The sequence below is a fragment of the Pseudomonas sp. GNP012 genome, from assembly GCF_054343835.1.
Map to the genome: position 1 here is coordinate 6,088,690 of NZ_JBTGUU010000001.1, position 23,499 is coordinate 6,112,188.

The window sequence follows — 23,499 nt, forward strand, 5'->3', positions numbered from 1 at the left end:
GCGGTAGCCTTATTCTGCCAGGTCCTGCTACAGGGCCTTGATGTCATCGTCCGACTTCTTCGGCATGACGGCCTTCAGCTGCACGAACAGGTAGCCGCGCTCACCGGCCTTGTTCATCAGGCGATGGCCCTTGGTACTCATGCGCTGGCCATTCTGGCTGCCGGCCGGCACCTTGAGGTTGATCTTGCCGGTCAGGGTCGGCGCGGCGACTTCGGCACCCAGTTACTGTAAGAGTGTATTGAACTAATCGAGCAATAGCGGTGTTGAACAGTACGAGAGGTCAAAGTAATTCATAGAGATGTAATGTTTTTAGTGACGCGGCGTGGATTGTCTGTGCGGGTGGTATATAAGTATATTTCAGTATTCGAATGTTCGATGGCTATAGTATGTATCTTCGTGGTTTTTCCGTGGTTATTTGGTTTTTTATTTGGGCAGGCTTTTAGTAGGTTTTATGCTCGATAAAATACCATGAGCGTTTAAAATCATGCCTGAATTAAATGTGCCGCTTACAAGTAATCGCGAAGTTGTGTCAACTGAAGATAATGGGCGCCACTATGAGTTTGTCAAAGATAAACTTCCAGCCTGGCTTTTGAGCGCCACGCGACAACGACGAAAGGCCTTGCGCGATGTTGGTCTCACGCTTCCGGCTTGGTATATAGCTGCATCGCAAGCTCACCAGGATGCGTTCAAACACAGTAGTCAGCAGAGTTGCTCTTCGCAGAACGCGGTCGATCAACTGCTGGTTAATCTGGAGGACGTCAAGGCATTCGCACGCCCTCTCTTGAGGGATGCAATCCTGGAGCAGTTCCAGGTCTCGGTTGATGTCGATCGTACGCAGTTGCGGCACTCGGTCCCCAGCCCAGAACCATTTGCCGATGCTATTTCATTGAGCAGTAGCCTGTTGGACGCGGCCTTGCATAATTTTTCCGAGGATGACGAAACGGATACTTATGGTGCAACGCGAACTGGTGACTCGGTGCGCCTTCTTTCGTCGCAGGGACGGTTGCCTTTTACCGTTGAACAGTTTGCAGCACTGTGTCGACAGTTGGACTTGGGGGGTAAGTATCAGGCGCATATCAATTCGGCGCTGGGTCTGGGGGAAATTGTGGCCGAAGGGGTCTTGAAAGCCAGGGTCGTGCTCAGTCAACAAGATGCGTTCCACGCGGCGATCGATCTCGCGCGAATGCAGGGGGATATTGACAAGTCCGGTAATGATTCGAGTGTTTTTAACGTCCTGATGAAGATCAAGGAGCACTCGAACGACTTGATGCTGGATGGCAAGCCCGTTCAGTTCAATGGGTTGAAACTGCTTGGGGACACCGAGTTGATCGGAGTTGTGCTGATCGGTCCTGATCGCCTCAGCAGTGATCGGGTGCAGCGCCTGGTTGTCTATATTCCCCATGACCCCGCCAGCCCGATCAAAGAGTACGCATCCGCGCAGCAATTCCATAACGAATTGCGTGAGCGGCTGCGTGATCGCAAGTATCAGGATTTTTTCAGCCGGTTTGTCAAACAGGAGGATAAAGCGCGTTTTTTCAAGCGGTTGAATGATCGCCTGACACCCCTTAAGCAGGAACCGAACAGCCGTGTATATGTACGAGCCCCTGATCCTGCCGCCAGGATCCATATGGAGGAAACGCCGGTCGGAGGGGCGCTTTGGGTATTTCTCTTCGACCAGCAAATGAACAAACTCCTCAACGATGCGAAGTATGTTGCGGTGTCCACGGCAGATGCCGATGCACAGGCCCGCCATGAAAAAATGCTCGGCTATTTGGGGATCGCGCTGTCTGTCTTCAACGTGGTTGCATTATTTGTCCCGCCCCTGGGGGTGGCGATGATGGCGGTCATGGCCGTTCAATTGACTGATGAGTTGGTAGAGGGCATCGAGTCATTGGCGCAGGGCGATTCGGATGAGGGATTTGCGTATCTGATGGATGTCACGCAAAACGTTGCTCAGCTTGCCCTTCTGGCGGCGCTTGGCGCCGAGAGCGCTGAGCCCGTTGCGCCGCTTAAGCGCTCACCTTTCTTCGACAGTATGAAGCAGGTCACCCTACCGAATGGGGAAGCCCGTTTGTGGAAACCCGATCTAAAACCCTATGAGCACACGGGGGCATTGTCAGAAGGTCTGACGCCGAATGAACTGGGCCTGTTGCGGCACGATGGTCAGGAGTTTTTGCCCTTGGGAGATAAGCGCTATGCCGTGAAAAAGGACCCGGTTAGCGGCAAATACAGAATCGCGCATCCTGACCGGGCGAATGCCTATGCACCTGAGTTGAGCCATAACGGCTCCGGCGCCTGGAGTCATGAAGTGGAACAGCCGAGGACCTGGGAGGGGCCAGAACTCATGAGGCGCCTGGGGCATAGCGTCAGCGGGTTCAGCGATACCGAGCTGGTGCAGATTCGCGAAGCCAGCGGCACCGATGAAAGCGTCTTGCGCAAGATGTACGTCGAAAACGAGTCACCGGCGCCGATGCTGGTCGATACCATCAGTCGATTTGACGCATACAAGCAGGTCGAGAGCTTTATCGCCGACATGAAGAGCGACTTACCCGCCGGGCCGACAGTGGATCATTCGATCAATCAACTGCATGTCATGACGCGTTATGGCAGGTGGCCGGACACGGTGTCGATACGGGTTCTCGATGGGCAGGCAAATACGCTCTGGGAATACGTCAATCCACGGGGCGCACCGGACAAGATACGGGTCGTGCAGATACATGATGCGCAGATACGTGACGGGCGTCTGTTGAGAACGTTCCTGGAGAGCCTTGATGAAAGTGAAACCAATGTTGTGCTTGGTCAGCGGCCTGGAACCCCCCGCGATACTCTGGATAAGCGTGTCGAGACGCTGTGCGCAAGTCTCGCCAAGTTCGCCGAACATCATAAAGTCGAGTTCTTCAATGATGTCTACAACGCCAGGAGCGGGAGCAGCGATCCACGGCTCAATTTGATCAAATCGCGCTTTTCCAGTGTGCCCGTGAAAGTGATCGAACAGTTGCTGGCTGAAGCCAGCAGCAGTGAACGACAGCAAATGGCTAAATGGGATTTCGACGACAGGTTTCAAACCAAACCCATACCTCTGCGTTTGGCGGAGGAACTGCGCTGGATCCAGCGCGAAGTGCGTCTGTCGCGAGCGTACGAGGGGCTGTATCTGGAGGCGGTGATCAATCAGGATGCCGAGACGCTTGTGCTCAACTCACTCGAGAAGCTGCCAGGCTGGTCGAACGATCTGCGCCTGGAAGTTCGAGACGGCTCGTTCAATGGTGATCTAAGGGCCAGTGTCGGTGCGGAAACGGCCGTCAGCCGAAAGGTTCTGGTGCGCGGTGCAGAGGGGCTGTACGAGGCCCGTGACCAGAACGATGGTCATTTGCACGGCGCGGATAATTTCTACGCCGCGCTTCAGCATGCCTTGCCCGATGGGGCGCGCAATGCAATAGGTTTGCCCGATGTGGGGCAAGGACCGGAATTGCAGGCATTGATCAGGCGGCATGTATTGACTCGCGGTGAATTGCGCTCACGGCTGGGCATGCAACCGATCAGGCCCGGTTTCAGGGCGCCTCAGCGCTGGGCCGATGGTCGCGTGGGCTATTCGCTGTCCGGGCGTGGGGCTGGTATGAACCCGCGGCAGTTGTCGAACAAGGAGCGAATACTCAGGCTTTTCCCGGGTTTCACCGATGGTCAAGCCGAGCGCTATCTGGCGTTTATTGAAGCAGAGAATCCCGAACTGATTCTGTCTAACCTGGAGGCCGAGTTTCAAGGTTTGCTGAATTGGTCGGAGCAATGGCTGGCGACCCCTTCTACGCGTATTTTGCCAGATGGCAGTGTCGTGGCGGTCGAGCAGTATGATAAACAAGTGGTCGTTGAGTTCCTCAAGCGCTGCTGGCAAAGAAAGACAAACAGGCTTTCTGCCAGTGGTTATCCTCGTGGAGGCGAATTGACTCTGCGAGGTCGGACCGTCGGGGCGCTTCCTGCTCTGGACGCGACCTTTCCCCATGTGGAATTTGTGAACCTGAGTGAAATGGGGCTCGTAGCGACTCCCAACGAGTTTCTCGAATCCTTTTACAACGTTCGACAGTTGAATCTCCAGGCAAACCGACTGGTAGACATACCCGCGCAGCTGTATGAGCTGGAGAGTCTGGTCAGATTGGACCTTTCCAGAAACAACATCAGGCTAACCCCCGATGACGCAGCTTTACTGGCTGGCAGGCGTAATCTTGAAAAACTCTACCTCAGCCATAATCCGCTGGAGCGTACTCCTGACTTCAGTCAGATGACCGAGTTGACCGAAGTTCGCTTGCAGGCCACCGGGATCAGTCAATGGCCGGAAGGTCTTTTTGGGCCACGCCATCTGCAAATGGTCGATCTGCGTGATAACCAGCTCACTTCGTTTCCCGATTGGGCGGTGAATCCACCACCGGACCAGGCGAGGGCAATCAATCGAGTATTGAGGGTCACCGAGTTGAACGGCAATCCTCTTTCAGAGCGTGGCATACAGCAGTACGCGGACATTCTGGCGCGTATTTACCTGGATGAGGATGGCGCGGGTTTGATGCCGGTTCCCGCCGAGGCACCGGCTAATCGGGGGGCCGAAGGGGGCACGTTGGCGCCATCGGAGCAGAGGGTCGATCGATGGCTGAGCAATATTCCTGCTGTTGAACACACAGCAAAAAAACAGCTATGGACGCGCCTCGACACAGAGTCCCTCGATCGGGAAGCGGCCGGAGATGAGGTGGGTGGCGCAGTCAGTGAAAGCGAGGAGTTTTTCCGATTATTGGAAAAACTGAGTAAAACGGCGGAGTACAAGAAGGCTTATCCCGATCTCGAAGCTCGGGTCTGGGCAGTCCTGGAAGCGGCTGGAGAGAATGCGCAGTTGCGTGACGAGCTGTTCCAGGCGGCGGGAGAGCCGCAAACCTGCAGCGATCGTGCAGCCCTGATGTTCAGCGACCTGGAAATCAAGGTGCAGGTTCATAAAGCCTTGGCACGTGTTGGCGACAAAGGCGCGGGCGCTGAACTGCTCAAGCTGGCCAAAGGATTGTTCCGTCTGGATCAGGTTGAAACATTTGCGCTCAAAGATATAAAAGAGCGTATTGAAGCGATTGCCCGCTCCAATGCCACGGTAAAGGAGAAGGGCCAGCAACTGATATTAATGGATCAAATTGAAGTACGGCTTTCCTACCGGGTGAACCTCCGGGAAAAGCTCGATTTGCCGGGACAGCCTACTCAGGCCGATTACACCGGTTCGCAGTACGTGCCTGCCGCCAAACTGAAGGCAGCAGAGCTGCATGTAAACAGCCTGAAAGATTCGAAGGCAGAGATTGATTCGATTGCGCGCCGTGATTTCTGGGGCGAATACCTGAAAGAAAAGTACCGATCCAGGTTCGATCTGGCTTATGCACCCATCGAGCAGCGCCTGGAAAAACTGGACATTGATAGAGAATCGCTGACCAGCAATGCCTATAACACTCAGTCCCGGGCTTTGGCTGATGAGGCAAGGGAGGCCGAGCGCAAGCTGGCCGATCTGTTGACTCCGCAGGAAATTCTCGACCTGGAAGATGGCGATAACCACGCGTGACGATGCGCACTGGTTCAACCGAACCCCGAATGTCGCAAGGAGCGGCATTCGGTTTTTTTATCGAGTCAAAACAGAAAGTACCGTTGCGCCATTGGTAACGTATCCGCCGGTTCACACCACAGCAAAACCCCATCGGCCTTGACCTGATAGGTCTGCGGATCGACGTCGATTTTCGGCAGGTAGTCGTTATGGATCAGGTCGGTTTTTTGCACGTCGCGGCAACCTTTGACCACTGCGATTTTCTTCTTCAAACCCAGCGCTTCAGGCAAGCCTGCCTCCTGCGCCGCCAGACTGATGAAGGTCATGCTGGTGGCATGCAACGAGCCGCCGAAGCTGGCGAACATCGGGCGGTAGTGCACCGGTTGCGGTGTCGGGATCGAGGCATTGGCGTCGCCCATCAGGCTGGCCGCGATGGCACCGCCCTTGAGAATCAGTGTCGGTTTCACGCCGAAAAACGCCGGACGCCAGAGCACCAGGTCCGCCCATTTGCCCACTTCGACCGAACCCACTTCATGGCTGATGCCGTGGGTGATCGCCGGGTTGATGGTGTACTTGGCGATGTAGCGCTTGGCGCGGAAGTTGTCATTGCCCTCACCATCACCGGGCAGCGGCCCGCGTTGTTTTTTCATCTTGTCGGCGGTCTGCCAGGTGCGGGTGATGACTTCACCGACCCGCCCCATGGCCTGGCTGTCGGAGCTGATCATCGAGAACGCACCGAGGTCGTGGAGGATGTCTTCGGCGGCAATCGTCTCGCGGCGAATGCGGCTTTCGGCGAAGGCCACATCCTCGGCAATGCTTGGGTCGAGGTGATGGCAGACCATCAGCATGTCGAGGTGTTCGTCGATGGTGTTGCGGGTGAACGGCCGGGTCGGGTTGGTCGAACTCGGCAGCACGTTGGCAAAACCGCAGGCCTTGATGATGTCCGGCGCGTGACCGCCACCGGCACCTTCGGTGTGATAGGTGTGAATGGTGCGGCCCTTGAAGGCGGCGAGGGTGGTCTCGACGAAACCTGATTCGTTGAGGGTGTCGGTGTGGATCGCTACCTGCACATCGAACCGGTCGGCCACGCTCAGGCAGTTGTCGATGCTCGCGGGTGTGGTGCCCCAGTCCTCATGCAACTTGAGGCCGATGGCACCGGCCTTGACCTGTTCGATCAACGGCTCCGGCAAGCTGGCGTTGCCCTTGCCGGTGAGGCCGATGTTCATCGGGAACGCGTCGGCGGCCTGAAGCATGCGCGCCAGGTGCCACGGCCCGGAGGTGCATGTGGTCGCATTGGTGCCGGTGGCCGGTCCGGTGCCGCCACCGATCATGGTGGTGACACCGCTCATCAATGCCTCTTCGATCTGCTGCGGGCAGATGAAGTGGATATGGGTGTCGATGCCGCCGGCGGTGAGGATCATGCCTTCACCGGCGATGACTTCGGTGCTGGCGCCAATGGCGATGTTGACGTTGGGCTGGATGTCCGGATTGCCGGCCTTGCCGATCGCCGCGATGCGCCCGTCCTTGAGGCCGACGTCGGCCTTGACGATACCCCAGTGATCGATGATCAGCGCGTTGGTGATCAGGGTGTCGACCACGTCAGCGGCCAGCAACTGGCTCTGACCCTGGCCGTCACGAATGACTTTACCGCCACCGAATTTCACTTCTTCGCCGTAGGTGGTGAAGTCCTGTTCCACTTCGATCCACAATTCGGTATCGGCCAGGCGCACCTTGTCACCGACGGTGGGACCGAACATGTCGGCGTAGGCTTGTCTTGAGATTTTCATGCGCTTGCCTTGGGATTCAATTGTGTTTGAGACTGTTCGCTTCGCTCACAGATTCGCGAGCAAGCCCGCTCCCACAGTTGCCCGCATTCCAACCGGAGGAACTCGGTCGAATGTGGGAGCGGGCTTGCTCGCGAAGGGGCCGGTGCAGACATCGCATCAATCAGAGATCGCCCATGATCCTGCCGGCAAACCCGAACACCCGACGATGCCCCGCCAGATCCACCAACTCCACCTCGCGACTCTGCCCCGGTTCGAAACGCACCGCCGTGCCGGCCGGGATATTCAGGCGCATGCCACGACTGGCGGCACGGTCGAACGCCAGGGCGTCGTTGGTCTCGAAAAAGTGATAATGCGAACCGACCTGGATCGGCCGGTCACCACTGTTGGCCACCTTCAGGCTGATCGTGCGGCGGCCGACGTTGAGTTCGATGTCACCGGGCTGGATCTGGTATTCACCGGGAATCATCAATGGGCTCCTTGGAGAATCTTGTAATAAAGGGCGGTCGGTTTGTAGCGGCCGCTCGGGTCGCAGGCGTAGTCGGGAATTTCACCGGCGCGGGTATAGCCCAGCGATTGGTAGAAGGCTTCGGCGGGCGAACCGGCCTCGGTGTCGAGGTACAGCATGCCGCGCTTGTGCTGCAGGGCGGCCGCCTCCAGCGCGCTCATCAGTTGCTGGCCCAGACCGCGACGCCGGGCATGTTCGCGCACCAGCAGCTTTTGCACTTCGGCGCGGTTGAGGCCGTTGGCTTTCTGGCACAAGCCCAACTGCACGCTGGCCTGCACCTGTTCGTCCTTGACCACCACCCACAGCAACAGATTGCCCTTGTTCAGGTTGTCCTGGACCTCATCGAAATAGGCGTGTGCCTGGGTCGCATCGAGGCCGGCCATGAAGCCGACACTGGCCCCGTAGCCGACGGCGTCGAGCAGCAGGTCGATCAGGCCCTGACGATAGTGCGCAAAGCTTTCAACGTTGACGCGTCGCAGTTGGGCGGCGTTCATCGGGTATTACTCCTGGTTGATGCCTGGCGGCTGCGCGCCGGGGTTGAGGGTCAGTTGCATGAACGTCAGATCCAGCCAGCGGCCGAATTTGGTGCCGACCTGAGGCATTTGCCCGGTGGTGATGAAGCCGATGCGCTCATGCAAACGAATGGACGCGGCGTTACCGCTTTCGATGGCGGCGACCATCACGTGCTTGCCGCAGCCTTTGGCGCGCTCGACCAGCGCTTCCATCAGTTGTGGGCCGAGGCCGTTGCCGCGCTGGTCGCTGCGCACGTAGACCGAGTGCTCGACGGTGTGGCGGAAACCATCGAAAGGTCGCCAGTCACCGAATGAGGCATAGCCCAGTACAGAGTTTTCACCATCGACGATCACCAGAATCGGGTAAGCCTGGGATTGCCGGGCGCTGAACCAGGCCTGGCGGTTGCCGAGGTCGACCGCCTGTTCATTCCAGATCGCCGTGGTGTTGAGCACGGCGTCGTTGTAGATGTCACAGATGGCCGGCAAGTCGGCATGCACGGCATCGCGGATGCGGTAAGTCATGGCGCGACCTCAGGCGATGGGTTGGTGGACGGTGACCAGTTTGGTGCCATCGGGAAAGGTGGCCTCGACCTGGATTTCCGGGATCATTTCCGGGATGCCTTCCATCACTTGTTCGCGAGTCAGCAGGGTGGTGCCCAGGTGCATCAGATCGGCCACGGTCTGGCCGTCACGGGCGCCTTCGAGCAGAGCCGCGGAGATATAGGCCATGGTTTCCGGGTAATTGAGTTTCACGCCGCGCGCCAAACGCCGCTCGGCCACCAGGCCCGCGGTGAAGATCAGCAGCTTGTCTTTTTCGCGTGGGGTCAGGTCCATCGTAGACATCCATCTGGGCAGATTAAAAAGTTCGGATCTGTGAGTACAAACCCTGTGGGAGCGGGCTTGCTCGCGAATGCGGAGTGTCATTCAACATCAATGCTGACTGGCCCACCACATTCGCGAGCAAGCCCGCTCCCACATTCGATCGCATTTCAGGTGCTCCATATTCTGGGTGATACGGCCTCGCGACCCAGAAGGGCGGGGCGTAACAACTTCCAAAGTTCAATCAACCATCCCCGCGCCAACAACGCCTCACTCGCCAGGCACCGTGCAACCAGTAACCCCGGCAACTGGGTCAAATCCCCGCGCACGTCGTTGGGCAGCGAGCGGCAGGACTCCAGCAGTTCGCTATCGATCTCACCCGTCACCAACAACGTGGCAAACACCGGCTGCCCGTCGAGCCCGATGGGCGAATCAAGTAAACCGTCCGCTCCGACAATGCGCTGACGTTCATGCCAGAGCAACTGGCCGTCGCGGCGCACATCCAGGCGTGCCTGGAAATGCCCGAGGTCGAAGCGCTCGCCACTGGCCGGACGGCCCAGGGCCACGACGTCCCAGTAGAACAGACGCGCATCGCCTTCAAGGTCGATGGCGGTGCTGAGTTCAGCCTGGGCCGCACTGAAAATGATCGTCTCCTGGGGCAGCCATTCCAGTGTCGCACCGGCCGCCGCCTTCAACTTCAATTGCTGAAAGGCCGGGCCGGCAGCGCGATACCACTTGGCCGCGCCGGGGCTGGTGATTTGCGCCCAGGCATTGCCCTCGACGCTGGCAGAAATATCCAGTCGATCGCCGCCGGCAATTCCGCCGGGTGGGTGGACGATGATGTGCTGGCAGACTTCCGGCCCTTCGGCATACAGGTGCTTTTGTACCCGTAGCGGGCCTTTGTGCCGGCGCTGGACCGGGCGCGTGGTGTTGTCGAATCGGGCGTAGCCCAGTTCCAGTTCGGCGTGCCAACTGGGGGTGAACAAAACGCCTGAAGCTGGAAGAGTCATAGTCAATGCTTGTCGAGAGGTCATCAGGATGTTTGCAAAGGCTGTGCCGCCAGACATTGCAGGCAGGATGAGGCTGTTGAGTGTTGCGACGCACCAATAGCGTGCGAAACCGAAGCTTTGGCGCGACAAATTGGTGCCCTGTCAATAAAGGCGGACGGTGACGGCTCAGATGGTAACGAGCCCGCGTACGCCTTCCGCTTCCATGTTTTCTCCACGGCCCTGTTGCACGATCTCGCCCCGGGACATCACCAGGTATTGGTCAGCCAGTTCGGCGGCGAAATCGTAGAACTGCTCCACCAGCAGAATGGCCATGTCGCCCCGGGCCGCGAGTTTTTTGATCACGGCACCGATCTCCTTGATCACCGACGGCTGGATGCCTTCGGTGGGCTCGTCGAGGATCAGCAGGCGAGGGCGGCTGGCCAGCGCGCGGCCGATGGCCAGTTGCTGTTGCTGGCCGCCGGACAGATCGCCGCCGCGCCGCTGCTTCATTTGCAACAGCACCGGGAACAGCTCGTAGATAAACGCCGGGACTTCCCTGGCTTCGCTGCCGGGAAACCGCGACAGCCCCATCAGCAGGTTCTCTTCCACGGTGAGGCGGCCGAAGATCTCCCGGCCCTGGGGTACGTAGGCAATGCCGGCATGCACGCGCTGGTGCGGCTTGAACGCAGTGATGGGGTTGCCCTCCCAGTTCACCGCGCCTTCCCTGGCCGGCAGCAGGCCCATCAGGCATTTGAGCAGGGTGGTCTTGCCCACGCCGTTGCGCCCGAGCAGACAGGTGACCTCACCGATTTTCACGTCAAACGTCAGGCCGCGCAGGATGTGGCTTCCGCCGTAGTATTGGTGCAGTTTTTCGACTTGTAGCATTCTCAAATACTCCTCAATTCCCCTGTGGGAGCGGGCTTGCTCGCGAATGCGGACTGACATTCAACATTTGCATCGACGGACACACTGCTTTCGCGAGCAAGCCCGCTCCCACATTGGTATGTGTTTGCAGGTCTATCGACCGAGATACACCTCGATCACCCGTTCGTTGTCCTGCACCTGCTCCAGTGAGCCCTCGGCCAGCACGCTGCCCTGATGCAACACGGTGACGTGGTCGGCAATCGAGCCGACGAAGCCCATGTCGTGTTCCACCACCATCAGCGAATGCTTGCCGGCCAGGCGCTTGAACAGCTCGGCGGTGAATTCGGTTTCGGCGTCGGTCATGCCCGCCACCGGTTCATCGAGCAGCAGCAATTGCGGGTCCTGCATCAGCAGCATGCCGATCTCGAGGAACTGCTTCTGGCCGTGGGACAGCAGGCCGGCCGGGCGATTGACCGAACTGGTCAAGCGAATGGTATCCAGCACTTCGTCGATGCGGTCTTTCTGCTCGCCGCTCAAGCGCGCCCGCAAGCTGGCCCACACCGACTTGTCGGTTTTCTGCGCCAGTTCCAGGTTCTCGAACACGCTCAAGGCTTCGAACACCGTCGGCTTCTGGAACTTGCGCCCGATGCCGGCCTGGGCGATCTGCACTTCGCCCATCTGCGTCAGGTCCAGGGTTTCGCCGAACCAGGCTTTGCCGTGGCTGGGGCGGGTCTTGCCGGTGATCACGTCCATCAGCGTGGTCTTGCCTGCGCCATTGGGGCCGATGATGCAGCGCAGTTCGCCGACGCCGATGTACAGGTTCAAATCGTTCAGCGCCTTGAAGCCGTCGAAGCTGACGCTGATGTCTTCCAGGGTCAGGATGGTGCCGTGGCGTGTATTCAGGCCTTTGCCGGCGCGCTGGCCGAGACCGATGGCGTCGCGGCTGCTACCGGCGTCCTTGTTGGGTTCTACGGGGAAAAACGCCGGTTCGAGCATGAATTCAGCGGTTGCCGTGATTCTCATGATTCACCTCTTTTCTTCAGCAAACCGATCACGCCTTTGGGCAGGTACAGGGTCACGACGATGAACAGCGCGCCGAGGAAGAACAGCCAGTACTCGGGGAATGCCACGGTGAACCAGCTCTTCATGCCGTTGACCACACCGGCGCCGAGCAACGGACCGATCAAGGTGCCACGACCGCCGAGGGCGACCCATACGGCGGCTTCGATCGAGTTGGTTGGCGACATTTCACTCGGGTTGATGATGCCGACTTGTGGCACGTACAGCGCACCGGCCAGACCACACAACACCGCGCTCAACACCCAGACAAACAACTTGAACCCGCGCGGATCGTAGCCGCAGAACATCAGGCGGTTCTCCGCATCGCGCAGTGCGGTCAGCACCCGCCCGAACTTGCTTTGCGCCAGGCGCCAGCCGATGTACAGGCTCGCCACCAGCAACAGCACCGTGGCGAAAAACAGCACCGCGCGGGTGCCCGGTTCGGTGATGCCAAAGCCGAGAATGGTGCGGAAGTTGGTGAAGCCGTTGTTGCCGCCAAAACCGGTTTCGTTGCGGAAGAACAGCAACATGCCAGCGAAGGTCAGGGCCTGGGTCATGATCGAGAAATACACGCCCTTGATCCGCGAACGGAAGGCGAAGAAACCGAACACCAGCGCCAGCAACCCCGGCGCCAATACCACCAGGCACAGGGTCCAGAGGAAGCTGCTGGTGCCGGTCCAGAACCACGGCATTTCAGTCCACGACAGGAACGTCATGAACGCCGGCAAGCCATCGCCCGAAGCCTGGCGCATCAGGTACATGCCCATGGCATAGCCGCCGAGGGCGAAGAACAGGCCGTGCCCCAGGGACAGCAGGCCGGCGTAGCCCCAGACCAGATCGAGCGCCAGGGCGACGATGGCGTAGCAGAGAATCTTGCCCACCAACGTCAGCGTATAGGCTGAAACATGCAGCGTGCTATCCACCGGTAACAACGACAGCAGCGGTAACGCCAGCAACACAATGAGGATCACTGCGCCGATGGCAATCGAGACTTTGGGGCCGGCTTTTTGGGTCGCGGTAACGAGCAGGGGCTGGTTCATCAGTCGATCACCCGTCCTTTGAGTGCGAAGAGGCCTTGCGGACGTTTCTGGATGAACAGAATGATCAGCGCGAGGATGAGGATCTTGCCGAGCACCGCACCGATCTGCGGTTCGAGAATCTTGTTGGCTATCCCTAAGCCGAATGCCGCCAGCACGCTACCGGCCAACTGGCCGACGCCACCGAGCACCACCACCAGGAACGAGTCGATGATGTAGCTCTGGCCGAGGTCCGGGCCGACGTTGCCGATCTGGCTCAGGGCCACGCCACCGAGGCCGGCGATGCCCGAGCCGAGACCGAAGGCGAGCATGTCGACGCGCCCGGTGGGCACGCCGCAGCAGGCGGCCATGTTGCGATTCTGGGTGACCGCTCGCACGTTCAGGCCCAGGCGTGTCTTGTTCAGCAGCAGCCAGGTCAGCACCACCACAAACAGCGCAAAGGCAATGATGACGATGCGGTTGTAGGGCAGCACGAGATTGGGCAGCACCTGAATCCCGCCCGACAGCCAGGCCGGGTTGGCCACTTCGACGTTCTGCGCGCCGAACAGCAACCGAACAAGCTGAATCAGCATCAGGCTGATGCCCCAGGTGGCGAGCAGGGTTTCCAGTGGTCGGCCATAAAGGTGGCGAATCACCGTGCGCTCCAGCGCCATGCCGATGGCGGCGGTGACGAAAAATGCCACGGGTAGCGCGATCAGCGGATAGAACTCGATGGCCTGCGGGGCGAAGCGCTGGAACATCAGTTGCACCACATAGGTCGAGTAGGCGCCGAGCATCAGCATCTCGCCGTGAGCCATGTTGATCACGCCAAGCAGGCCGAAGGTGATCGCAAGGCCCAGTGCCGCGAGCAGCAGGATCGAACCGAGGGACATGCCGCTGAACGCCTGGCCCAGCATCTCGCCGACCAGCAGTTTGCGCTTGACCTGGGCGAGGCTGGTTTCAGCGGCGGTGCGCACCATCGCATCGGTTTCAACGCCCGGCTCCAGCAGGCTTTCGAGGCGGGTGCGGGCCAGCGGATCGCCGGTTTCGCCGAGCAGGCGCACGGCAGCGAGGCGCACGGCCGGATCGCCGTCGACCAGTTGCAGATTGGCCAGGGCCAGGCTGAGGGCTGCGTGGACGCCTTCATCCGTTTCACCCGCCAGTTGCCGGTCGAGAAATTTCAACTGCGCCGGTTTGGCACTCTTCTGCAATTGCTGCGCGGCGGCCAGACGGATTTTGGCGTCGGCGGCGAGCAACTGATGGCTGGCCAGGGCCGAGTCGATCAGACCCCGCAGGCGGTTGTTCAGGCGCAGGGTTTTCGGTTGCCCGTCGATGGTCAGTTCGCCTTGTTGCAGGGCATCGATCAACTCGATACGGGCCGGATCGGGCTGCGCGGCCCAGGCTTCCAGAAGTTTGGCTTGCTGCACGGGATTGGCGGCGACGAAGTCTTCGGCGTCGCCGGCGTGGGTGGCCATCGGCAGCAAGAGTGCGATGGCGAGGAGGAAGCGGTAGAGGGCAGTGGGCATATGCTTGGCCTTGCGCGGACTAAATGTGGGAGCGGGCTTGCTCGCGAAAGCGGTGTGTCTGTCACATAGTTGTTGGATGTGCCGCCGTCTTCGCGAGCAAGCCCGCTCCCACAGGAATCGTGTCGGGTCTGAACTCCATGTTCGGCCCCGACACCCAATGGCTTTAGTTGCTCTTCACCGCATACTCCGGCTTCTTGTCGTTGCCCTGGATGAACGGGCTCCACGGTTGGGCGCGGATCGGTCCTTCGGTCTGCCACACCACGTTGAACTGACCGTCAGACTGGATCTCACCGATCATCACCGGCTTGTGCAGGTGGTGATTGGTCTTGTCCATGGTCAGCGTGTAACCGGACGGCGCAGCAAAGGTCTGGCCGGCCAGGGCTTCGCGGACTTTGTCGACCTCGGTGGATTTGGCTTTTTCGGCGGCTTGCGCCCACATGTGGATGCCGACATAGGTGGCTTCCATCGGGTCGTTGGTCACCGCTTTGTCGGCGCCCGGCAGGTTGTGTTTCTTGGCGTAGGCTTTCCAGTCTTCGACGAACTTCTTGTTCACCGGGTTCTCGACCGATTCGAAGTAGTTCCACGCGGCGAGGTTGCCCACCAGTGGCTTGGTGTCGATGCCGCGCAGTTCTTCTTCGCCGACCGAGAACGCCACGACCGGAACGTCGGTGGCTTTCAGGCCCTGGTTGGCCAGTTCTTTGTAGAACGGCACGTTGGAGTCGCCGTTGACGGTGGAGATGACGGCGGTCTTGCCGCCCGCCGAGAACTTCTTGATATTGGCGACGATGGTCTGGTAGTCGCTGTGACCGAAGGGGGTGTAGACCTCTTCGATGTCCTTGTCGGCCACACCTTTGGAATGCAGGAACGAGCGCAGGATCTTGTTGGTGGTGCGCGGGTAGACGTAGTCGGTGCCGAGCAGGAAGTAGCGTTTGGCGCTGCCGCCTTCTTCGCTCATCAGGTATTCAACGGCGGGGATCGCCTGCTGGTTCGGCGCGGCGCCGGTGTAGAACACGTTCGGCGACATTTCTTCGCCTTCGTACTGCACCGGGTAGAACAGCAGGCCATTGAGCTCTTCGAACACCGGCAGTACCGATTTGCGCGACACCGAAGTCCAGCAGCCGAACACCACGGCGACCTTGTCCTGGGTCAGCAACTGACGACCCTTTTCGGCGAACAGCGGCCAGTTCGACGCCGGGTCGACCACCACCGGTTCCAGCATCTTGCCGTTCACGCCGCCCTTGGCGTTGATCTCGTCGATGGTCATCAGCGCCATGTCTTTCAACGACGTTTCGGAGATCGCCATGGTCCCGGACAACGAATGCAGAATACCGACCTTGATGGTCTCGGCGGCCTGGACGGTCCAGGTCATGCCCATTGCGGCAATGGATGCCGAGAGAGTGAAAGCCTTGATCAAACTGCGACGCTTCATTGTGCGATCTCCATGAACTTATGAGTTTTCTTGGTTGGCAGATGCGGACTACTGAAGGGTCTTTAGCAAGGGCTGTGCCCGGTCGGGGAAAGGTACGGGAATGGCGTTTTAGAGCGGTTGGGCGGTTTGATGGCGCACCATGAAGGATCGCTGCAGGCGTATTGGTGCGAAGCGTTGCGCCAGATTGGGGCGGGCAGCATCGATCAATTGTGGGAGCGGCGCATCAACTCAGCTTTTGATGCAGGTTTCAAAACCATGTCCGCCACCTTCGTACTCCGGTCCGTAGTAGTACTTGGTGAATGAAGTTTTTCCGTCAGGCGTGGAAGCGATGTTCGCTATTCCGACACCGTAGTCCTTATGCGACGGATCCGTATGGGCAAAGTAAATCGCCAGGGAATTCAAGTTGGCGGCGGCAAACCCGTCATACCGGGAGTTGTCGAGGAGCGTCAGGGTAAAACCGTAGGCGCCATGTTCGCCGGTGCTTTGTTCGGCATTGAGTTTCATGTCGACAACTCCTTCAAACGCACCGATATGGCTGTCCATCCCGGTGCATTGATATCGGCCGCTGTAGTCAACGCCAGTAAAGGGTGGCTTGGCTGCCCATGCAGGCGTTGAAACAAGTGCGATGGATATGATGAGTTTTTTGAACATGGTTAGCTCTTTCCGCTCTTGTAAGAGTTGTGACGATTAAGGTGTAGGAATAATCATCATTGAAGTGCGCGAGTGTTTTTATTATTCAACTCGCGGGAGCGGAGTATGAGCGTGGTAATGGATTTGTTAAGTGCTAACCCAATACGAGGTTTTTCCAGGCATGCATGCAGTTTTGAAGTTTGTTTTAATTAAACATGACGTTAACGACGTCGCATCAAGCCGATGAAGAACAACCCGCCAATCGCCGCCGTGGCCACCCCGATAGGCAAGTCTTCGGGCGCGATCATCGTCCGGGCGGCGACGTCGACCCAGACCAGAAACACGCTGCCGAGCAACACGCACACCGGCAGCACCCTTCGGTGTTCAGCCCCGACCAGACGCCGTGCGATGTGCGGCACCATCAGTCCGACAAAACCGATCGAGCCGCTGATCGACACCAGCACCCCGGTCATCAGCGATGCAATCAGAAATACCCGCAGGCGCACGGTGCGCGCATTCAGGCCCAGGGTCACCGCCGTCTGCTCACCGGCCATCAGCGCATTCAACGGTCGCGCCATGCCCAGCAGCAAAACCAGCCCGAACAACACACTGGCGGTCGGTACCGCCAGCAATTCCCAGCGCGCCAGCCCGAGTCCGCCGAGCATCCAGAACATCACCGCCGAACTGGCTCGATGGTCGCCCAGGAACAGCAACAAATTGGCGATCGCCATCATCACGAACGACACCGCCACGCCGCACAGCAACAGGCGATCACTGTCGAGGCGACCGTGGCGGCTGGCGATCATCAGCACCACCAGCATGCTCAGCAATGCACCGATGAAGGCTGCGACCGGCAAGGTCAGCAGGCCAACGATTTCTCCGACATGCAACACCACGATCACCGCGCCCAACGTCGCGCCGGAGGTGACGCCGAGTAAATGCGGGTCAGCCAGCGGATTGCGCGTCACCGCTTGCAGCACGGCGCCGATCAAAGCCAGCCCGGCGCCCACGAGTGCGCCGAGCAGCATGCGCGGGACACGGATCAGCCAGACGATATGTTCCTGCCCGGGGCTCCAGTGCGGCACACCGAAGCCGAACAGTTTGTGCAACAGAATGCGCCACACCACGTCCAGCGGTACCCGCGCCGGGCCGAAACCCAGGGACACCACGCACGACACCAGCAACAGCGCACCGAGGGCAATCAGCAACAGGGCGTAGCGACGGTTGATCATTCGCTGTGGAAGCCCTTGGCCAGGGTGGCGACCGCCAGCACGTTATCGATGCCCGGCGTGGCCTGCACGTACGGGATGACGATGAAGCGCCGGTGCTTGATCGCGTCCACCGATTGCAGGGCCTTGTTGGCCAGCAGGAACTGAATCTTCTGTTCGGCAGTGATTTCGCTGTAGTCGACGATCACGATCACCTGTGGATTGTGTTCGACCACGCTTTCCCAGTTGACCCGGGTCCAGCTTGCCTCGACATCCTCCAGGATGTTGCGCCCGCCAGCGGCGTCGATCAGTGCTTGCGGCATGCCCAGGCGACCTGAGGTCATGGCCCGGTCTTCGCCGCTGTCGTACAGGAAGACCCGCGGTCTTTGCGCGGGCAGGGTTTTGCGAATGTCCGCCACTTGCGCCTGCATGTGGGCGACCAGGGCGTTGGCGCGGTCCTGCACGTCGAAGATCCTGCCGAGGTTGCGCAGGTCGTTGTAGGTGTCTTCGAGGCTGGCCGGTGGGCGCTTCATCACGAAGGCGCAGGATTCGCTCAGCTCATACACATTGATGCCCAGCGGCTGCAGGGTTTGCGGAGTGAGATCGCCGCCCACGCGCATGCCGTAGTCCCAGCCGGCGAAGAGGAAATCGACGTTGGCATCGAGCAGGGTTTCCACCGACGGGTACTTGGCCGCCAGTTCCGGCAGACCGTCGAGCAGCGACTGCATGTCGGGTGTCACGGCCTTCCAGCCACTGACGCCGCTGTAGCCGGCCATTCGTGGTTTGAGGCCGAGGGCGAGCATCATCTGGGTCATGTTGATGTCGTGGCTGAGGGCATGTTGCGGTGCTTGCGTGAAGGTCACTTCGCGGTTGCAGCTTTTGACTGTCAGCGGGTAATGGGTGGCTTCGGCCAAGGCCTGGGCGCTGATCGACAGCATCACGAGGCAGAGGCCGGAGCGCAGCAGGGAACGCAAATTCATGGTTGGGTTATCCAGGTGATTCGTGGGTAGCCGTGCAGCGGATGGTCATCGATAAGCGCTTCGACGCCAAACACATTGCGCAGCAGGGCGGTGGTGAGTACCTCTTGCGGCGTGCCGCTGGCGACGATGCGGCCATGGTTGATCACGTACAGCCGATCACAAAAAGCCGCCGCCAGGTTGAGGTCGTGGATGCTCGCCAGGGTGCCGATGTTCAGGTGCTTGACCAACTTCAACAGCTCAAGCTGATAGCGTGGGTCGAGGTGGTTGGTCGGCTCGTCGAGGATCAGCAGTTGCGGTTGCTGGGCCAGGGCTCGGGCGAGGATAACCCGCTGTTTTTCACCGCCTGAGAGGGTGGCGAACTCATGGTCATCGAAGCCCTTGAGGCCGACGGACTCCAGCGCCTGATGAATGAGTGTCGAGTCCTCGAGCGAGTCGCCATCGAACAGGCCTTTGTGCGGCGTGCGGCCCATGGCGACCACTTCCTCGACGGTCAGGCCGAAGGCGTCGGGGAACTCCTGCAAGACCACGGCGATGCGTTGCGCACACCAGCGTGAAGACTGTTTCCAGACATTCTGGTGATCGAGCCTGACCTCGCCGTGCTCCGGTTTACTGAAGCGCCAGGCACAACGCAACAGGCTGGTCTTGCCACTGCCGTTGGGGCCGATCAACCCGACGAACTCACCCGCGGCCACGTGCACGGAGGCATCACGCAGCTGGAATTGATGGTGGCAATGGCCGTGGCCCAGGGGCGTCCAGGAAATGTTTGCGAGGTTCAGCGAGGTCATGCAGTGGCTCTTGAGGTGATGCTGATGGCCTCTTCGCGAGCAAGCCCGCTCCCACAGCAATTGCGCAAATCCTGTGGGAGCGGGCTTGCCCGCGAAGAGGCCCGAAAGGACACCCTTGATGCGAGAGGGTGACGCGCGGGGCAGTTTACAGCCCCTTGAGCCCCGCGCATCTCAGCTGTTTCATGATGAAGATGAGGCGTTCTCAGTCTGCCGGGTAAAACGCGACAGCAGTACACGATCCAGCACCCACACCACCACCAGCGAAGCGCCCACCAACGGGAAGGCCACCGCGAGGGCGAACATGATCACCATGGCGGTTTTCCATTTCGGCAGGTCGTGGCGCAGCGGAGGAACGCCGAACTTGCCTTGCGGACGACGCTTCCACCAGATCACCACGCCGCTGACCGCGCTGAGCAGGATCATCAGGCAGATCAGCAAAACGATGATCTGATTGAGGGTGCCGAACATCTTGCCTTCGTGCAGCATCACGCCGATTTCCGTGGCGCGGGCGACGGCGCCGTAGTGCTCGAAACGCACATCGGCAAGGACCTTGCCGGTGTACTGGTCGATGTGCAACGTGGCGTCATTGCGCGGGTCATCGGCGAACACGGCGATGGTGAACACACCCGTGGCGGTCGTTGGCAAGGTGATGCTGTAGCCCGGCTCGACCTTGCTTTGGTTGGCGATGTTCTGCACGTCCTGCAGGCTGATGGTCGGTGCGGCCGGGCCGGCTTGCGCGCCATCGTGGGCCATGTGTTCGGCGTGGTCACCGGACATTGGCATCGGCGTGTTTTCCATGGCCCAGGGCACGGTCTGGCGGGTGGCGCTGTTGAGGCTGCGCGCCTCGACGTCGGACTTCGGTACGTTGTCCCACATTGCCGCCGGAAAGACATTCCACACGGCAGCGTATTGCTGGCCCCAGAAGCCGGTCCACGTCATGCCGCTGAGCAGCATCACCAGCAGCAGGGAGGCGCCCCAGAACCCGGTGACGGCATGCAAGTCACGCCAAAGCACCCGCCCGCGACTGCTCAGGCGTGGCCACAGAATGCCGGCGGCCTGACCGCGCGGCCACCACAGGAATACCCCGGACACTACCAGCACCACACCCCAACCGGCGGCCAGTTCGATCAGCCGATCGCCGACGGTGCCGATCATCAGCTCGCCGTGAATCGCGCGCGCAATGGCTTGCAGGTTCTTCTTGGCATCTTGCTCGCCGAGGATGTCGCCGTGGTACGGATCGACAAAAACGTTCAGCTCGGTGCCGTCGTTGATCACGACGAACTGGGCGCTGCGTTCGGCATTGACCGGTGGCAGGTACTGTTTGATCGTCGCCTGGGGATACGCATCTTTTACCCGCTTGAGCAGGTCGTCAGCCGGGACAGTGTGATGACCGGCCGGCACGTTGAGCAGGCTGCTGTACATCAGCGAATCGAGTTGCGGCTTGAACAGGTAAATGGTGCCGGTCAGGGCCAGCATCACCATGAATGGCGCAACGAACAATCCGGCATAGAAATGCCAGCGCCAGGCCAGGTTGTAGAAATTCACTTTGGGCTGTTTCATCACGTGTGCTCCGCATTGGCGAATCAATTGTTTTTTTTAAAAGATCGCAGTACGCATTCCCTGTAGGAGCTGGCGAAGCCTGCGATCTTTTGATCTTGTTGTCAGAAGCTCATATCCACCTTGGTCCAGAGCGTGCGCCCTGGCTCCTTGATGGCTTGCGGGTCATTGGCCGGGTAGCCGAAACCGGCGTTCCCTGCCAGGTTCAAATGCTCGGCGTAAGCCTTGCCGAACAGGTTGTCGACGCCGCTGCTGACCTTCCAGTTGCTGTTGATCCGATAGGCACCGTTGAGGGAGAACACGCCGAACCCCGGCGTCTTGCCGAAGTCCTTGCCGACCACGTTGCCCTTGTTCTGGTCGATACGGTTTTGTGCGGCGACCACTCTCCACAGTGCGCCGGCACTCCAGTTGTCTTCGCTGTAGGTCAGACCGAAACGGGCATCCAGCGGCGGCATCTGCGGCAATGCAGAGCCATCGCTGCTGTTCTTGCCCCAGGCGTAGGCCAGGGCCGCGTCGGCTTTCCAGTGTTCAGTGAGGCTGTACGCGGCGCCCAGTTCGCCGCCCATGATTCGTGCGTCGATGTTCTCGGCTTGCGAGGTCGTGCCCATCATCGTTGGGGTGTAGTTGAACAGGATGTAATCGCGCACCTGCCCGACGTAACCCGAGGCCCAGGCTTCGAGTGTTTCGGTCTTGTATTGCAGGCCGAAATCGAGCTGGGTGGTTTTTTCCGGTTTGATCGAGTCGAAGGCATTCACCGAACCGGCGGGGCCGGACTTGGGTGAAAACAGCTCCCAGTAATCCGGGAACCGCTGGGTGTGACCGAGGCCCGCGTACAAGGTGGTCGGGCTGTCGGCCAGGTCATGCTCGTAGCGGATGAAGCCGCTTGGCAGGGTGTCGGCGCGGGTGTCGTCGGCGGTCGGATTCGGGCGGGTCATCATTCCCGAGCCGATGGTCTGCCGATAATCCTTGGCCGAGGCGCGGTCCAGGCGTGCGCCGCTGATCAAGCGGTCACGGTCGGCGGCGTACCAGGTCAGTTCGCCGAACACACCGTAGTTATGGAAGTCGGCATCCTTGGTGTAGGGCAGGTCCTTGTAGGTGTCGACGCCCATGGCACCGCGCTGGCGATGCTCGTTGGTCTGTGCGTCGATGCCGCTGATCAGTTGCACATCAGCCCAACGCCAGGTGGCCTTGATCCGTGCGCCGAGTGTGCGGCGGTCGACGTTGGAGGCCATGGGGCCGGCCATCATGCCGGTGCCGGACGGCGTGCGCAGGGTGTAGTTGTCCATCACGTGGTCGGCGTAGTTGTAGTAGACCTGCGCCTCGACCGTATCCAGTACATCGCCGATGTTGGATTTCTCGAAGCGCAGGCCGAGGCTTTCGCGCAGGAACTGCGAACCGTCCATGCTGCGCCCGGCGTAGCGCGCTTCACCGTCACCCTTGCCGGCGGTCAGCTCCAGCAGGGTATCGGCATCCGGGGTCCAGCCGAGTGCGACGTCGCCGTTCCATTTGTCGTAGCGCGATGGGACGGTGTCGTTGTTGCCATCCTGGTAGTCGTCTGCATGTGCGGTGTTGCCGATTACCCGCACGTAGCCCAGTGGCCCGCCGGCAGCGGTGTCCACCACTTTGTCGAAGCGCCCGTTGGAGCCGGCCAGCACGCTGGCGTTGACCCGTGTGCCTAGCTCGCCGAAGTGTTCCGGTTCGCGCTCGAACAGGATGGTGCCGGCCGAAGCGCCCGGTCCCCAGAGCACGGTTTGCGGGCCTTTGATCACGGTCAGCTTGTCGTAGGTTCCCGGCGAAATGTAGGAGGTCGGCGCGTCCATCCGCCCGGGACAGGCGCCGAGCATCATGCCGCCGTTGGTGAGGATGTTCAGCCGCGAGCCGAACATGCCGCGCAGCACCGGGTCGCCGTTGGTGCCGCCGTTGCGCACCTGGGCGAAACCGGGAATGGTTTTCAGATAATCCGAGCCGTCGCTGGCCGGCACCGGTTGGCGCGGGTCCTTGGGGTTGGTGACGATGGTCAATGGCGAGCTGGGAGCAACGGCGGTAATCACCGTCGGGCTCAGTTCTTCAGTGTGACCGGCGTGTTCATCGGCCAGCGCGGAAGGCGCCAGCAATGCACTGCACAAAATCGCAGTGGCGTGCCTGAAACGAATGCCGGATTCGTTTTGGGCCATGGAGACTTGAGCTGGGCTCAAGCGTGTGTCAGCAGAAAACCTGGACATGAAATTTCCATCGAACAGTCGTAAACGACACGGCCGGCAGCCTGAAGCTTTCCCTGTGGG

18 protein-coding genes and 1 pseudogene are annotated in these 23,499 nt (G+C 59.9%); 1 reads left to right on the forward strand and 18 read right to left on the reverse strand.

Annotation, left to right across the window (positions count from 1 at the left end; genetic code table 11):
• Positions 1-27: 27 nt before the first annotated feature.
• A pseudogene (locus tag ACXX83_RS27480) lies at positions 28-222 on the reverse strand (DnaJ C-terminal domain-containing protein); the annotation flags it as partial.
• A gap of 262 nt (positions 223-484) precedes the next feature.
• Between ACXX83_RS27480 and ACXX83_RS27485 the strand changes: the two are divergent.
• Positions 485-5,572, forward strand: coding sequence for an NEL-type E3 ubiquitin ligase domain-containing protein (locus tag ACXX83_RS27485; RefSeq protein ID WP_458550100.1), 5,088 nt, complete (start codon positions 485-487; stop codon positions 5,570-5,572).
• A gap of 65 nt (positions 5,573-5,637) precedes the next feature.
• Here ACXX83_RS27485 and ureC read toward each other — a convergent pair whose 3' ends face one another.
• The 17 genes from ureC to ACXX83_RS27570 form a co-directional block, all read right to left on the reverse strand.
• Positions 5,638-7,338 carry an urease subunit alpha gene (ureC, locus tag ACXX83_RS27490; RefSeq protein ID WP_458550101.1) on the reverse strand — a complete coding sequence of 567 codons (1,701 nt, stop codon included), beginning with the start codon at positions 7,336-7,338 and terminating at the stop codon, positions 5,638-5,640.
• A 160-nt stretch (positions 7,339-7,498) separates the two neighbouring features.
• A complete protein-coding gene (locus tag ACXX83_RS27495; protein WP_007979653.1) occupies positions 7,499-7,804 on the reverse strand; it encodes an urease subunit beta in 306 nt (101 codons plus the stop codon).
• Positions 7,804-8,337 carry a GNAT family N-acetyltransferase gene (locus tag ACXX83_RS27500; RefSeq protein ID WP_104451521.1) on the reverse strand — a complete coding sequence of 178 codons (534 nt, stop codon included), beginning with the start codon at positions 8,335-8,337 and terminating at the stop codon, positions 7,804-7,806. The genes ACXX83_RS27495 and ACXX83_RS27500 overlap by 1 nt, the downstream gene beginning before the upstream one ends.
• Positions 8,338-8,343: 6 nt before the next feature.
• A complete protein-coding gene (locus ACXX83_RS27505; RefSeq protein ID WP_015093270.1) occupies positions 8,344-8,877 on the reverse strand; it encodes a GNAT family N-acetyltransferase in 534 nt (177 codons plus the stop codon).
• Between the two features lie 9 nt (positions 8,878-8,886).
• Entirely contained in the window at positions 8,887-9,189 is a 303-nt protein-coding gene (locus ACXX83_RS27510) for an urease subunit gamma (RefSeq protein ID WP_015093271.1), read from the reverse strand.
• 155 nt (positions 9,190-9,344) lie between these two features.
• On the reverse strand, positions 9,345-10,184 hold the full coding sequence (locus ACXX83_RS27515; protein WP_217837056.1) for an urease accessory protein UreD: 840 nt from the start codon (positions 10,182-10,184) through the stop codon (positions 9,345-9,347).
• Positions 10,185-10,349: 165 nt separating this feature from the next.
• On the reverse strand, positions 10,350-11,048 hold the full coding sequence (urtE, locus tag ACXX83_RS27520) for an urea ABC transporter ATP-binding subunit UrtE (RefSeq protein ID WP_458550102.1): 699 nt from the start codon (positions 11,046-11,048) through the stop codon (positions 10,350-10,352).
• Between the two features lie 132 nt (positions 11,049-11,180).
• Positions 11,181-12,050, reverse strand: a complete 870-nt coding sequence (gene urtD / locus ACXX83_RS27525; protein WP_458550103.1) for an urea ABC transporter ATP-binding protein UrtD — start codon at positions 12,048-12,050, stop codon at positions 11,181-11,183.
• Positions 12,047-13,126, reverse strand: a complete 1,080-nt coding sequence (gene urtC, locus ACXX83_RS27530) for an urea ABC transporter permease subunit UrtC (RefSeq protein WP_102700441.1) — start codon at positions 13,124-13,126, stop codon at positions 12,047-12,049. Before urtC ends, urtD begins: the two co-directional genes overlap by 4 nt.
• Positions 13,126-14,628: an urea ABC transporter permease subunit UrtB gene (urtB, locus tag ACXX83_RS27535; protein ID WP_458550104.1), complete on the reverse strand. Its 1,503-nt coding sequence runs from the start codon at positions 14,626-14,628 to the stop codon at positions 13,126-13,128. The genes urtC and urtB overlap by 1 nt, the downstream gene beginning before the upstream one ends.
• Before the next feature lie 163 nt (positions 14,629-14,791).
• Positions 14,792-16,057, reverse strand: coding sequence for an urea ABC transporter substrate-binding protein (gene urtA, locus ACXX83_RS27540; protein WP_458550105.1), 1,266 nt, complete (start codon positions 16,055-16,057; stop codon positions 14,792-14,794).
• Between the two features lie 228 nt (positions 16,058-16,285).
• Positions 16,286-16,708, reverse strand: coding sequence for a hypothetical protein (locus tag ACXX83_RS27545; protein ID WP_217837059.1), 423 nt, complete (start codon positions 16,706-16,708; stop codon positions 16,286-16,288).
• Between the two features lie 200 nt (positions 16,709-16,908).
• The gene (locus tag ACXX83_RS27550) at positions 16,909-17,919 is read right to left on the reverse strand and encodes a FecCD family ABC transporter permease (RefSeq protein WP_458550106.1); all 1,011 of its coding nucleotides are present in this window, start codon (positions 17,917-17,919) and stop codon (positions 16,909-16,911) included.
• Complete coding sequence (locus ACXX83_RS27555; protein WP_458550107.1) at positions 17,916-18,875, reverse strand: ABC transporter substrate-binding protein; 960 nt, start codon at positions 18,873-18,875, stop codon at positions 17,916-17,918. Before ACXX83_RS27555 ends, ACXX83_RS27550 begins: the two co-directional genes overlap by 4 nt.
• On the reverse strand, positions 18,872-19,660 hold the full coding sequence (locus tag ACXX83_RS27560) for an ABC transporter ATP-binding protein (RefSeq protein ID WP_458550108.1): 789 nt from the start codon (positions 19,658-19,660) through the stop codon (positions 18,872-18,874). The genes ACXX83_RS27555 and ACXX83_RS27560 overlap by 4 nt, the downstream gene beginning before the upstream one ends.
• A gap of 180 nt (positions 19,661-19,840) precedes the next feature.
• On the reverse strand, positions 19,841-21,220 hold the full coding sequence (locus ACXX83_RS27565) for a PepSY-associated TM helix domain-containing protein (RefSeq protein WP_458550109.1): 1,380 nt from the start codon (positions 21,218-21,220) through the stop codon (positions 19,841-19,843).
• Positions 21,221-21,321: 101 nt separating this feature from the next.
• Positions 21,322-23,391 carry a TonB-dependent copper receptor gene (locus ACXX83_RS27570; protein WP_458550110.1) on the reverse strand — a complete coding sequence of 690 codons (2,070 nt, stop codon included), beginning with the start codon at positions 23,389-23,391 and terminating at the stop codon, positions 21,322-21,324.
• Positions 23,392-23,499 lie beyond the last annotated feature (108 nt).

Coding starts and splice junctions, on each gene's coding strand:
- ACXX83_RS27485 (WP_458550100.1), top strand. CDS start 485: ATGCCTGAATTAAATGTGCCGCTTACAAGTAATCGCGAAGTTGTGTCA.
- ureC (WP_458550101.1), bottom strand. CDS start 7,338: ATGAAAATCTCAAGACAAGCCTACGCCGACATGTTCGGTCCCACCGTC.
- ACXX83_RS27495 (WP_007979653.1), bottom strand. CDS start 7,804: ATGATTCCCGGTGAATACCAGATCCAGCCCGGTGACATCGAACTCAAC.
- ACXX83_RS27500 (WP_104451521.1), bottom strand. CDS start 8,337: ATGAACGCCGCCCAACTGCGACGCGTCAACGTTGAAAGCTTTGCGCAC.
- ACXX83_RS27505 (WP_015093270.1), bottom strand. CDS start 8,877: ATGACTTACCGCATCCGCGATGCCGTGCATGCCGACTTGCCGGCCATC.
- ACXX83_RS27510 (WP_015093271.1), bottom strand. CDS start 9,189: ATGGACCTGACCCCACGCGAAAAAGACAAGCTGCTGATCTTCACCGCG.
- ACXX83_RS27515 (WP_217837056.1), bottom strand. CDS start 10,184: ATGACTCTTCCAGCTTCAGGCGTTTTGTTCACCCCCAGTTGGCACGCC.
- urtE (WP_458550102.1), bottom strand. CDS start 11,048: ATGCTACAAGTCGAAAAACTGCACCAATACTACGGCGGAAGCCACATC.
- urtD (WP_458550103.1), bottom strand. CDS start 12,050: ATGAGAATCACGGCAACCGCTGAATTCATGCTCGAACCGGCGTTTTTC.
- urtC (WP_102700441.1), bottom strand. CDS start 13,126: ATGAACCAGCCCCTGCTCGTTACCGCGACCCAAAAAGCCGGCCCCAAA.
- urtB (WP_458550104.1), bottom strand. CDS start 14,628: ATGCCCACTGCCCTCTACCGCTTCCTCCTCGCCATCGCACTCTTGCTG.
- urtA (WP_458550105.1), bottom strand. CDS start 16,057: ATGAAGCGTCGCAGTTTGATCAAGGCTTTCACTCTCTCGGCATCCATT.
- ACXX83_RS27545 (WP_217837059.1), bottom strand. CDS start 16,708: ATGTTCAAAAAACTCATCATATCCATCGCACTTGTTTCAACGCCTGCA.
- ACXX83_RS27550 (WP_458550106.1), bottom strand. CDS start 17,919: ATGATCAACCGTCGCTACGCCCTGTTGCTGATTGCCCTCGGTGCGCTG.
- ACXX83_RS27555 (WP_458550107.1), bottom strand. CDS start 18,875: ATGAATTTGCGTTCCCTGCTGCGCTCCGGCCTCTGCCTCGTGATGCTG.
- ACXX83_RS27560 (WP_458550108.1), bottom strand. CDS start 19,660: ATGACCTCGCTGAACCTCGCAAACATTTCCTGGACGCCCCTGGGCCAC.
- ACXX83_RS27565 (WP_458550109.1), bottom strand. CDS start 21,220: ATGAAACAGCCCAAAGTGAATTTCTACAACCTGGCCTGGCGCTGGCAT.
- ACXX83_RS27570 (WP_458550110.1), bottom strand. CDS start 23,391: ATGGCCCAAAACGAATCCGGCATTCGTTTCAGGCACGCCACTGCGATT.